At 68.3% G+C, this 11,407-nt stretch carries 10 protein-coding genes and 1 tRNA gene; 6 read left to right on the top strand and 5 right to left on the bottom strand.

Translation table 11 applies throughout. The annotated features are described in order from the left end of the window. A partial coding sequence (locus ACOJTB_RS15295) for a hypothetical protein (protein WP_420103385.1) occupies window positions 1–302 on the bottom strand: 302 nt, incomplete at its 3' end. Between the two features lie 579 nt (window positions 303–881). On the opposite strand from ACOJTB_RS15295, the gene ACOJTB_RS15290 reads away from it, so the two are divergent. The 3 genes from ACOJTB_RS15290 (at window position 882) to ACOJTB_RS15280 (ending at window position 3,411) form a co-directional block, all read left to right on the top strand. Next, entirely contained in the window at window positions 882–1,274 is a 393-nt protein-coding gene (locus ACOJTB_RS15290) for an MAPEG family protein (RefSeq protein ID WP_420103384.1), read from the top strand. Window positions 1,275–1,338: 64 nt separating this feature from the next. Further along, window positions 1,339–2,391: a threonine aldolase family protein gene (locus tag ACOJTB_RS15285; protein WP_420103383.1), complete on the top strand. Its 1,053-nt coding sequence runs from the start codon at window positions 1,339–1,341 to the stop codon at window positions 2,389–2,391. A gap of 114 nt (window positions 2,392–2,505) precedes the next feature. Further along, window positions 2,506–3,411 carry a hypothetical protein gene (locus ACOJTB_RS15280; protein WP_420103382.1) on the top strand — a complete coding sequence of 302 codons (906 nt, stop codon included), beginning with the start codon at window positions 2,506–2,508 and terminating at the stop codon, window positions 3,409–3,411. A gap of 108 nt (window positions 3,412–3,519) precedes the next feature. On the opposite strand, the gene ACOJTB_RS15275 is transcribed toward ACOJTB_RS15280, so the two are convergent. Next, window positions 3,520–3,990 carry an Hsp20 family protein gene (locus ACOJTB_RS15275; RefSeq protein ID WP_420103381.1) on the bottom strand — a complete coding sequence of 157 codons (471 nt, stop codon included), beginning with the start codon at window positions 3,988–3,990 and terminating at the stop codon, window positions 3,520–3,522. Window positions 3,991–4,199: 209 nt separating this feature from the next. Between ACOJTB_RS15275 and ACOJTB_RS15270 the strand changes: the two genes are divergently transcribed. Continuing rightward, the gene (locus tag ACOJTB_RS15270; RefSeq protein WP_420103380.1) at window positions 4,200–5,252 is read left to right on the top strand and encodes an alpha/beta fold hydrolase; all 1,053 of its coding nucleotides are present in this window, start codon (window positions 4,200–4,202) and stop codon (window positions 5,250–5,252) included. On the opposite strand, the gene hisN is transcribed toward ACOJTB_RS15270, so the two are convergent. Next, window positions 5,157–5,939 (bottom strand): histidinol-phosphatase, encoded by a 783-nt coding sequence (gene hisN / locus ACOJTB_RS15265; RefSeq protein ID WP_420103379.1) that lies wholly within the window; start codon window positions 5,937–5,939, stop codon window positions 5,157–5,159. The genes ACOJTB_RS15270 and hisN overlap by 96 nt on opposite strands. 365 nt (window positions 5,940–6,304) lie before the next feature. Beyond that, a complete protein-coding gene (locus ACOJTB_RS15260) occupies window positions 6,305–7,225 on the bottom strand; it encodes an N-formylglutamate amidohydrolase (protein ID WP_420103378.1) in 921 nt (306 codons plus the stop codon). 251 nt (window positions 7,226–7,476) lie between these two features. On the opposite strand from ACOJTB_RS15260, the gene cpdR reads away from it, so the two are divergent. Together cpdR and ACOJTB_RS15250 are read left to right on the top strand one after the other, a co-directional pair. After that, window positions 7,477–7,836: a cell cycle two-component system response regulator CpdR gene (gene cpdR / locus ACOJTB_RS15255; protein WP_038363805.1), complete on the top strand. Its 360-nt coding sequence runs from the start codon at window positions 7,477–7,479 to the stop codon at window positions 7,834–7,836. A 121-nt stretch (window positions 7,837–7,957) separates the two neighbouring features. Continuing rightward, window positions 7,958–8,032 (top strand) — tRNA-Val (locus ACOJTB_RS15250). A gap of 179 nt (window positions 8,033–8,211) precedes the next feature. Here ACOJTB_RS15250 and ACOJTB_RS15245 read toward each other — a convergent pair. Next, on the bottom strand, window positions 8,212–11,407 hold a 3,196-nt coding region (locus ACOJTB_RS15245; RefSeq protein ID WP_420103377.1), incomplete at its 5' end, for a cadherin domain-containing protein.

Here is an 11,407-nt window from a genome sequence, read left to right as displayed (position 1 = left end):
AAGCGATGCGGAATCTGGGTGAGGATGCCGCAGCCGTCGCCGAGCTTGGGATCGGCGCCGACGGCGCCGCGATGATCGAGATTGCTCAGGATCTGCAGGCCCTGCTCGACGATCCTGTGGCTCCTGCGGTTCTTCATGTCGGCGATGAAGCCGACGCCGCAGGAATCCTTCTCGTTGGCGGGGTCGTAGAGGCCCTGATGCACCGGCATCGCCGGATCGCGCACGGCCGGGAAGCGCTCGGCCTCGGCCTTCGCGACCGTTCCGACCGGAAATTCACTGCTCGACTGGCTGGTCGCGCTCATCGTCAAACCCCGCTCGCCATCTTCCGCCGGCGCGATGCCTTTGGAACGCCCGTTCAATCCGCCCGTCCGTCCCGCGCCTTCCCGCCGGCCGTGCCGGTTCGGTCAGGCTCGGCCGAGACGGCCTGCTGTCTTTTCGTCAGGGGTCGCTTGCGCTTGGTTGTCCCCGCGCCCGCGTCCTCCGCAGGCGCCTCGGGCTTTCTCTCGCCCGCTCGCGCCTGTCCTCAGGCCGTCGTTTTACGGACGGCGCGCGGACGCTTGGCTTTGGCGTTGCCGGCCTTGCCCTTCGTCATGTGAGCCTCCGTTGCGACGGCACGATCACAAGCCCGAGCGGACCGTGATCGGCGCGATGAAAATGGGACAGCAACACTGTCCTATTGGGACGAATTTGCCAGAATTCCAATCTGGGCACAAGAGGTGGTTTTGCGCCGTCTTAAAATAAAATGTCGACAGCGCGATCATTCGGGACATTTTCGAGCGAGCAGAGGCATCTCACGATAACGATCCGAACCCGTCCGGTCTTCCTGCCGTAATGGGAGCCTCGCTGGTGTCTTTCTCCAACAGGTTGGGAAGGTTTGGCCCATGCCCCTCGTGATCGTGCCCGTTTACGCCGCTCTCCTGGCGCTCCTCTTCGTCCTGCTCTCGGTGAATGTCATCCGAATCCGGCGGCAGACCCGCCAGGCGCTCGGCAGCGGCGGAAACGCGGGTCTCGAGCGACGGATCCGCGTCCATGCCAATTTCGCCGAATATGTACCGCTGGCGCTGCTGCTTCTCGCCTTCGCCGAGTTCGGGGGCGCGCCCGGCTGGCTGCTCCATGCCTTGTGCATCGCTCTGCTGTTCGGCCGCGCGCTGCATGGCTGGGGCGTGGCGCGTCTCGACGAAGATGTCCGCTTCCGCATCGCCGGAATGACGCTGACCTTCGCCAGCCTGCTAACCACGGCCTTCCTGCTGCTGGCGCTGGCCTTCATTCGCTGACGGCAGGGCCGCCGGAGCCTGCCGCGCCTTGGCGCGGCGGCGAGCGGCGCGTAAACCACCGCTCATGAACTTCATCAGCGACAACACCGCCGGCGCCAGCCCCCGCGTCATGTCCGCCCTGGCAGCCGCCAATGAAGGCCCGGCCGCCGGATATGGCGCCGACGACTGGAGCCGCCGGGTCGAGGAGCGCTTCGGAGCGCTGTTCGAGCGCGAGGTCGCCGCCTTCCTGGTCACCACCGGCACCGCCGCCAATGCGCTGGCGCTGGCGAGCCTGGTTCGCCCCTGGGGCGCGGTGCTGACCCATCGCGAGAGCCATGTCGTCGAGGATGAATGCGGCGCGCCCGAATTCTTCAGCGACGGGGCCAAGCTCATCGAACTGCCCGGCACCGGCGCCAAGCTCACCGCCGCCACCGTCACCGAGGCGCTCGATCACCGGCAGCCCGGCAGTTTCCACAATGTCCAGCCGCAGGCGCTCTCGATCACCCAGGCGACCGCATGCGGCACGGTCTACACGCCGGCCGAGGTGCGGGCGCTGCGCGACGCCTCGCAGGCGCGCGGCCTCGCCTTCCACATGGACGGCGCCCGCTTCGCCAATGCGGTGGCGAGCCTCGGCTGCTCGCCCGCAGAAATCACCTGGAAGGCCGGCATCGACGTTCTCTCCTTCGGCGGCACCAAGAACGGGGCCTGGGCGGCGGAAGCGGTGATCTTCTTCGACAAGGCCATGGCCGAGGAGATGACGTGGCGGCGCAAGCGCGCCGGCCAGACCCTGTCCAAGGGCCGCTTCCTGGGCGCGCAGTTCGAAGGCCTGCTGGCGCAGGATCATTGGCTCGACCTCGCCCGCCACGCCAATGCGCAGGCGCGCAGGCTCTCCGAGGCCGTCGCGGCCGGCGACAAGGCCCGCCTCGCCTGGCCGGTCGAGGCCAACGAGGTCTTCATCATCCTGCCCCCCGCCCTGCATGCCACGCTGCAGGCGGCGGGCGTGCGCTACCATCCCTGGAGCACGCGCTCGCTGGCGCCCGAGAACGCCTTGCAGCCCGGCGAGATCCTGGCCCGCTTCGTCATGTCCTTCGCCACCGATCCGGCGGAGGTGACGCGCCTGATCGCGCTGATCGGCTGAGGAAAGCGGCCGCTTTCCCCCGAATTTCGGCCGCATGACCGCCGCATTCGCCCCGACAATGCCCGGTTCGGCGCCGAAAGGAGCCGGCACCGCTCCAGCTTTGAGGACGATTCGATGGTTGAGCGTTCGACGGCGCTTCTTCGCGGCGGCCTGATCGGCCTTGCCGCGCTGGCGAGCCTGGCCGCAACGGCAGGAAGCGCGACCGCGCAGTATTACTATGATGACGGCTATCGCTACCCCCCCGCCGAGATCGATGGCTACGGGCCGCGCTACGGCTATGGCTATGGATATGGCTACCGCGAGGACGACGGGTATATCTATCGCCCGGCGCCGCGTCGCCGCCTGCCCGCAGCCGTCACGGCGGAGGAGATCGGTCGGCTCGCCTATGAGCGCCATGGCCTGACGCGGATCGACAGGCTCACCCGCAGCGGCGACGCCTATATCGTCGAAGGCGCACGCGCCGACGGCCGCCGCCAGCGCCTCGTGCTCGACGCCTATGCCGGCGACCTGATCCGCAGGCAGACACTGTCGTCGCCCCGGCCACCCGAGCCCGCCCGCCCGGTTCCGCACGACAATGCTCGCCCGAAAATAGCGCCCGCCCCGCCGCAGCGACCGGCACAGATCGAGGGGCAGAGCGGCACCCAGCCTCAGGCCGCTCCCGCTCAGCCGCCAGCTGCGACGCAGAAGGCCGCGCCTTCCGGCGAACCCGCGCCGGCCCCGCCGTCTCAGCCTCAGCCTCTGCCGCCGTCTCCTCCTACGCCGCAGGGCGCCGAGGCGGCCAAGCCGGTCAACCCGCAGGACGTGCGCCCCCCGCAATGGTCGCAGCCCAAGCCGGGTGCGGCCGCGCCGCAGGATGACGCCAAGCCGGCCGCCGCCCAGCCCCAGCCGCCGGCAGCGGCGCCGTCTCCCGCCCCGGCCGCGCCGGGCGCGTCCACGATCCCGCCCGTGCAGGGTCAGGACGAGACGAGCAGCCGCCCACGGGTCGAGACGGTGATCCCGCCGGTGACGCCCACCGAGTGATGCGGTAGGCGGCAGTTTCAGCAGAGCGGGAGCGCCGCACGAAAAAAGGCCCCCGTTTCCGGGGGCCGTCGCGAAGCGGGCCTCAGGCCCGGCTTCCGCTTGCGGCGATCAGGCCGCCTTGGCGGTCTCGACCTTCGCCTCGATCACCTTGGCCGAGCCGGCGCCGATCGGAATCTGGCGCGGCTTCTTGGCCTCGGGGATCTCGCGGACGAGGTCGATATGGAGCAGGCCGTTTTCAAGGCTCGCCCCCGTCACCTGGACGTAGTCGGCGAGCTGGAAGCGGCGCTCGAAGGCGCGGGCGGCGATGCCCTGATGCAGGACCTCGCGCTTCCCCTCCTCCTCGGCCTTCTTCTCGCCCTTCACGCTGAGCGTGTTCTCCTTGCTTTCGATGGCGAGGTCGGCCTCGCCGAAACCGGCCACCGCGATGGTGATGCGGTAGGCGTTCTCGGCCGTGCGCTCGATGTTGTAGGGCGGATAGCTCGGCGCGGCGTCGTTGCTCGAGGCCTGGTCGAGGAGCGAGAACAGGCGGTCGAAACCGACGGTGGAGCGATAGAGCGGAGACAGATCGAAATGACGCATGGTTTGTCCTCCAAAGAAGCGACGTTCATGATGGCCCGCCTCGCCTGAGCACGGGCCGTTTTCGGTTTGCGCAGCCGGTCTCCGGCCTGCGCAGGAATGATCTGGGAAACGGTTTTCGGCTTTTCAAGAGCCCACCGCCGGGGTCATAACCAGCGGGCCGAGACCGGGCCGTCGCATCCGGCGGACCGGCCGAAAAGCCCGGAGACCCGATGGCCGAGGCCAGCTTCTTCCACCACCCGGACTATCCCGTGCCGGGCCATGGCAAGGTCTGGTTCGCAGCGACCGGGGATGGCGCGCAGCTGCGCTTCGCCAGCTGGCACCCGACCACGAGGCCCGTCCGGGGAACGGTGCTGCTGATCCAGGGCCGGGCGGAATTCATCGAGCGCTACAGCGAGACGGTGGCCGAGCTGCGCCGGCGCGGCCTGCATGTGCTCACCTTCGACTGGCGCGGACAGGGCGGCTCCCAGCGCTTCGTCCGCCGCGGGCGCAAGGGCCATGTCGGCTGGCTGAGGCATTACGAGGCCGATCTCGCCCTCGCCATGGCCGAGATGCAGGCGCGGTTCCCGCAGCCGAATTTCGTTCTCGCCCATTCCATGGGCGCGGCGCTGTGCCTCGACGCGGCGCGGCGGGGCGCACTGCCGGTCTCGCGCCTCGTCGGCATCGCGCCCATGCTGGGCCTCACGCTCGTGCGCCGGCCGCTGGCGGCGAGCCGGCTGGCCAGCGTTCTGTTCTGGCTCGGCCTCGGCCGTTGCTTCGTGCCCGGCGGCGGCGACACTGCGATCGCGACCAAGCCCTTCGCCGGCAACCGCCTCACCGGGGATGCCGCCCGCTATGCCCGCAATGCGACGCTGTCCGCGGCGGCCTATGGTCTGTGCGTCGGCGACCCCACCATCGCCTGGGTGCGCACGGCCTTCCAGCTCATGCGGAGGCTCGAGGCCCGCGAGGCGGCACGGCAGATCCGCGTGCCGACCCTGCTGATCGCGGCAGGCCAGGACCCGGTGGTCTCGACCCCTGCGATCGAGCGCTTCGCCGCCAGGCTCAAGACCGGGCGTGCGATCGTCTTTCCCGAGGCCCGCCATGAAATTCTGATGGAGAGCGACCCGATCCGCGAGCGCTTCTGGGCCGCGTTCGACGCCTTCATCCCCGGCGAGGACGCCGCCGGCTCCTCAGCCGGCGAGCAGGGCGAGCGCGGCCTCGTGCAGGCTGCGGTTGGCGGCGGCGATGACGCGGCCGCCGCCGGCGGCGCTCCCGCCATCCCATGAGGTGACGATGCCGCCCGCGCCCTCGATGATCGGGATCAGCGCGACGATGTCGTAGGGCTTCAGTCCGCTCTCGATCACCAGATCGATCTGCCCGGCCGCGAGCATGCAGTAGGCGTAGCAGTCGCAGCCATAGCGCGAGAGCCGCACCTGGCTCTCGACACGGCCGAACGCCTGCGCCTCTTCACCCTCGAACAGCCCCGGCGAGGTCGTCATCAGCGTCGCCGTGGCGAGGCTCGCCGTGTTCCGGCTGCGCAGCCGGCGGGCTCCGCCCGGCCCCTCGTAATGGGCCTCGGCCCCGTCGCCCGAAAAGCGCTCGCCGGTGAAGGGCTGGTGCATCATTCCGTAGACAGGCGCGCCCTGGCGCGTCAGCCCGATCAGCGTGCCCCAGACCGGAATGCCGGAGATGAAGGCGCGCGTTCCGTCGATCGGGTCCAGAACCCAGACATATTCGGCATCGGTGTTCTCGCTGCCGAACTCCTCGCCCAGCACCCCATGCTGCGGGAATTGCTGCCGAATCAGCCGGCGCATCACGACTTCGCCGGCCTTGTCGGCCTCGGTCACCGGGTCGAACACCCCGCCCCGCGATTTGTCCTCGGTGCCGTGATGGGCGCGGAAGAAGGGCAGGATCGCGCGGCCAGATTGGGTCGCCAGCTCGCTCACGAAGGCCTTGAAATCGACTGCGCTCACTCGTTTCCCCACCCGGATTTGTTGCGATGCGGGATAAAACCCGTGTCGCGCGCGGTCGCTTCCCACGCCATGCCCGGTTTAGCAAGACCGCGTTAACTGGTTCTTTCTGCAACGAATTTTACGCCGATATGCACCTGGCGCATGGCCATCCCGCTCCTTTGCGAAACGACTTGATCTTCCGCAGCGCGGCGCGCTATTTTGCAACTGCGAAGGGGAGATCACTTCAAGCCTTTGCTTGCCCTCCTTGGGCGTTTCCTCCCTAGACTTGGGCCGCCACGCAAGTGTGCGGCCCTTTTTTCTGGCCGGCGTCGGCGAGAACGGAGTGGAATTCGGCTTACGGAATCGGCGCGGCCGCTTGCGGCGGATTATTCGGCGGCCTGGCGCCAGTCCCCGAGCCATCCGCTCCAATGCGCGAAGCAATCCGCCATCGCAGCCGATATCAGCTCCCTGAAGGCCGCGAATCCGGCATGGGGCATCAGAGCCGCTTCATCCATATAAAGCCCGCGATTGATCTCGATCTGCAGGGCATGGACCCCGGCGCCCGGCGTCCCGTAATGCTCGGTGATGAAGCCTCCGGCATAGGGCCGGTTGCGGGTCACCCGCAGCCCGCGTCGGGCGAAGGCCTCTTCGGCGACGTCCATCACATGCGGCGCGGCGCTGGTGCCGAATCGGTCCCCGAGGATGATGTCCGATTTCGGCAGCCCGTCGCGGTCGAGCCCGGCCGAGGGCATCGAATGCGCATCCACCAGAACGCAGGTGCCGAAGGCCGATTGCGTGCGCTGGATGAGGCTGCGCAGCCCCGCATGATAGGGGCGGTAGAGCGTATCGATCCGCCCCAGCCCCTCCCCCACGGGGATGCGCCCGCGATAGATCTCCTGCCCGTCCCCGACGATCCGCGGCACCGTGCCGAGGCCCCCTGCCACCCGCACCGAGCGCGTATTGGCGAAGGGCGGCACCCGCCCCTCGAACATCCGCGGGTCGAGCTCATAGGGCTCGCGATTGACGTCGAGATAGGCGCGCGGGAATTCGGCGACCAGAAGCGGCGCGCCCAGCACGACGCAATGCGCGAAAAGCTGGTCGACGAAGGCATCCTCCGAGCGACGCAGGCTCTTCAAGGGCAGCCGCGCCCCGGCGACGAAATCCGGCGGGTAGCACCGGCCGGCATGGGGCACGTCCACGACCACCGGCACGATCTGGAGAGCCGGCTGGTAGAGGCTGAAGGGTCGGCCGATCGGCCCGACGACGTCTTCGGGTCCCGGCGGAAACGGATCGCTGGAGAGGCTCATCTGGACTGGACTGAAGCACAGAACGGCCAGGCTTAGAAGCGCGCTCGCGGAGCCGTGCGCGGGCCGAACGGATTCACCGGTTGTTTACCATAATGCTGCCTTATGTGAGGACATGGTTTCAACCGCGCGGCCGGGTCGCTAACCCAGCCATCCGGGCCCGCTCGCGGGCACAGACGATTCGAACCGGACGCCGGCCTCAGCCCGGGCGGCATCCGCTGCAGACAGGCCCCGGGGACGGACAGAACTGGCCCATGACGAAGATTTTGCTCGCGGAAGACGACAACGACATGCGTCGCTTCCTGGTCAAGGCCCTGCAGAATGCGGGCTACGACGTCGCCTCCTTCGACAACGGCCTGTCGGCCTATAACCGCCTGCGCGAGGAGCCTTTCGAGCTCCTGCTGACGGATATCGTCATGCCGGAGATGGACGGCATCGAGCTGGCGCGCCGCGCCACCGAGCTCGATCCCGACATCAAGGTGATGTTCATTACCGGCTTCGCCGCCGTCGCCCTTAATCCCGATTCGCAGACGCCGAAGGATGCCAAGGTGCTCTCCAAGCCCTTCCATCTGCGCGAGCTGGTGAACGAGGTCGAGAAGCTGCTGGCGGCTTGAAAATTATGCGGCAAACGCCTTGCCAGCCAAAGGCCGAGCCGCTATAGCCCCCTCACCTCGCAGCGTGACTGCGGCCGACAGGCCCGGACACGCTCCCGAGCGCCGCAAACGACGTGGCGACGGGCGCGTAGCTCAGCGGGAGAGCACTACGTTGACATCGTAGGGGTCACAGGTTCGATCCCTGTCGCGCCCACCATTTTCGAAGCCCCGGAGATCGCAGCCGCGATCTCCGGGGTTTTGTTTTGTGGCTTGTCTCGTGGGTCCCGCGGCTGGGTCCTTCGCGATTCCTTTGCGTGCAGGACGCCCTGCCCCGCGCCGGCCCCCGGCAGCCCGGCGACGTCGCGACGCTACGACGCCGGCCGGCCTTCGTCCCGCTCAGGCGACGTGCTGGAGATGGATGGTGACGGCGTGGTTCTGGTCGTCGTTCATGGTGTAGACGTCGTAGACGATGCCATGATCGGTGACCTCGCCGCTCTTGGCGGTGCCGCCGAGATCGATCGTGTCGTTGCTGTCGCGGTTGATCACCAGCAGGCTGTTCTCCGGCGCCAGGCTGGTCAGCGTCGCGGCGTCGATCGTCGCGCTGTTGGCCGAGCCGTTGCGGAAATCGAGATCCTCGATGCCGCTCAGTCCCGTGAGCACGACACTGCCGCTATCGGTGAACTTCACCGTGTCGAAGCCGGCGCCGCCCTGGATGGTGTCCTGGCCATTGCCCGCGCCCTCGCTCTCGAACACGTCGTCGCCGGCCCCGCCCGACATGAAATCCGCGCCCGCGCCGCCGATCAGCGTGTCGTTGCCGCCCCCGCCGGTCAGGCTGTCGTCGCCGGCGCCACCCACGAGCCGGTTGGCGCCGCCATCGCCGGTCAGCGTATCGGCATAGTCGGAGCCGATCACGTTCTCGATGCCGGAGAGCGTGTCGCCCTGCGCCTCGCCGTTCTGCCCCGTACCGGCCCCCAGATCGACCGTGACGCCCGCCGAGGAATGGCTGTAGACGGCCGTATCGATATCGGCGCCGCCGATCAGCTGGTCCGCACCGCCTCCGCCTTCCAGCGAATCATTGCCGATACCGCCGACGAGCCGGTCGTTGCCGCTGGTGCCGACCAGGGTCTCGCCCTGCACATCCCCGACGAGCACGCTGAGCGAGCGGGTGGTGCTGAGGCCATGGTCGTCGGTCGCGATGAGATCGACCGCGTAGCTCGACTTGGTCTCGTAGTCGAAGGCGACGCCCGCCAGCAGCTTCACAGTGCCGTTGGCGATCTCGAAGGCCGAAGCATCGGCCCCGCCCAGCGAATAATGCACATGGTCGCCGGCATCGGGATCCGAGCCGGTGAAGCTGGTCACCGTCGCGCCGGCCTGGTTCTCCGCGATCGCCACCGTGGTCGCGGCCGAGGTCAGGCTCGGCGCCTCGTTGACGTCGGAGACCACGACCTCGATCGCCTGTGTCGTCACAGCGGCGCCGTCGGACACCAGGACATTGAGGTTGTAGCGATTGTCCTGCCCTGAATCGGCGGGGCTCTCGAAATTCGGCGCGGAGCGGAAGCTCAGCGCACCGGTCGAGGAATCGATCGAGAACAGATTGGCGTCGGCCCCGCCCGCCAGCGCATAGACCAATGTGCCGCCGGCCGGATCGGTGGCGGAGATGCTGCCTGCGGCCACCGCGTTCTCGTTGAGCGCGAAGCTTGCGGCCGAGGTGATGGTCGGCGCGACATTGGCCAGCGTCACCGCGAGCATCTGCTGCGTCGTCAGCCCGCCATCGGACACCGAGACCTGCACATTGTAGACATTGTCGTGATCGGCGTCGGCCTTGGCCTCGAAATCCGGCGCGCTGGCGAAGCGCAGCGCCCCCGTCTGCGCATCGATGGTGAAGGCGCCTGCATCGGCGCCGCCCGAAATCGAATAGCTCAGCGTGGTCCCGGCGTCGGGATCGGTCGCGGCCACGGTCAGCACGGCGCTCTGCCCCTCGTTCACCGTCGCGGTGCCGGCAGAGGTGATGGTCGGCGCCTCGGCGACGTCGGTGACGGTGACGCTGACGGTCTGGGTGCGCGCATTGGTGCCGTCCGACACCAGCACGGTCACGTCGTAGACGTTGTCGTGATTGTTGTCGCCGGGCGCCTCGTAGTTCGGCGCATTGCGGAAGGCGAGCTGGCCCGTCTGCGAGTTGATCGCGAAGAGCGAGGCATCGGCACCGCCCGAGATCGCATAGGTCAGGGTGGTGCCGGCATCGGGATCGGTCGCCGCGACGGTCATCACCGCCGTGCCGTTCTCGCCCACGCTCGCCGTCGTGGCGGAGGTGAAGCTCGGCGGCTGGTTCACATCCGTCAGCGTGACGTTGAAGGTCCGGTCGGTGGTGAGCGAACCGTCCGAGGCCCGCACGATCACCTCGTAGACGCGATCCTGATTGCTGTCGCCGGGGTTCTGGTAGTCCTGCGCCGAGGTGAAGGCGAGCTGGCCGGTCTGGCCGTCGATGGTGAACTTCGCCGCGTCGGCGCCGCCGGCGATGGCGTAGCTGATCGCGGTGCGCTCGGGGTCGGTGGCCAGGATGGTCGCGACGGAGGTCTGCTGCTCGGGCGCCGACAGCGCGCTGGCCGTTGCGAACACCGGCGCCTCGTCCACATTCGTCACCGTGACGGCCAAAGCCTTGGTCGAGGACAGGCCCGTCTGGTCCTGCGCCTTCAGCACGACGTCGTAGACATTGTCGCCGCCCGCATCGGTCGGCTGCTCGCGGTCGGGCGCGGAAACAAAGCTGAGCGCACCGGTCTGGGCGTCGATGGTGAACTTTGTAGCATCCGCGCCGCCGGCAATCGACCAGCTGATCGTGTCGCCCGCATTGCGGTCGGTCGCCGTCGCGGTCATCACCGCCGTGCCGTTCTCCGCCACAGAGACGCTGCCGGCACTGGTGATGACAGGCGCCTGCTGGTCGCGCTGGACCGTGACCGACACCGATTGCAGCGTGGTCGCCGTTCCGTCCGAGACCCGCACCTGCAGATCGTAGACATTGTTCTGGCCGCTATCGGTCGGGCTGTCGTAATTTGGGGCGGACTGGAAACTCAGTGCGCCCGTCGAGCTGTTGATCGCGAACTTCGCCGCATCGGCACCGCCGGCGATCGACCAGCTCAGCGTGTTGCCATCCTCGTCGCTGGCCGACAGCGTCGCCACGGCCGTCGTGCCTTCCACGACCTGCATCGCAGCGGCGGAGGTGATGACAGGCGCGTCGTTCGCGTTGGTCACCGTGACCGCCACCGCCTGGGAGGTGGTGTTGGTGCCGTCCGAGACCGCGACCGTCAGGTTGTAGACGTTGTCGCCGCCGGCATCCTGCGGGTTCTCGAAGTTCGGCGCCGCGACGAAGCTGAGCGCCCCGGTCTGGGCGTCGATCTGGAAGAGATTGGCATCGGTGCCCGAGATCGACCAGCTGCGGGTCGCGCCCGCATCCGGATCGGTCGCGGTCAGCGTCGCCACCGCCGTGCCGTTCTCGGCGACGTTGAACGCGGCGGAGGATGTGATCGTCGGCGCCTCGTTGACGTCCGTGACGTTCACCGTCAGCGCGCGGGTGGAGCTCAGCCCGCCGGCATCGGTC

Origin of the sequence: Allobosea sp. (assembly GCF_048595345.1) — a bacterium.
In the GTDB taxonomy this organism is placed as follows: Bacteria; Pseudomonadota; Alphaproteobacteria; order Rhizobiales; family Beijerinckiaceae; genus Allobosea.
The sequence above is the reverse complement of the archived record's forward strand: the minus strand, read 5'-3'. Positions and strand labels throughout refer to the sequence as shown.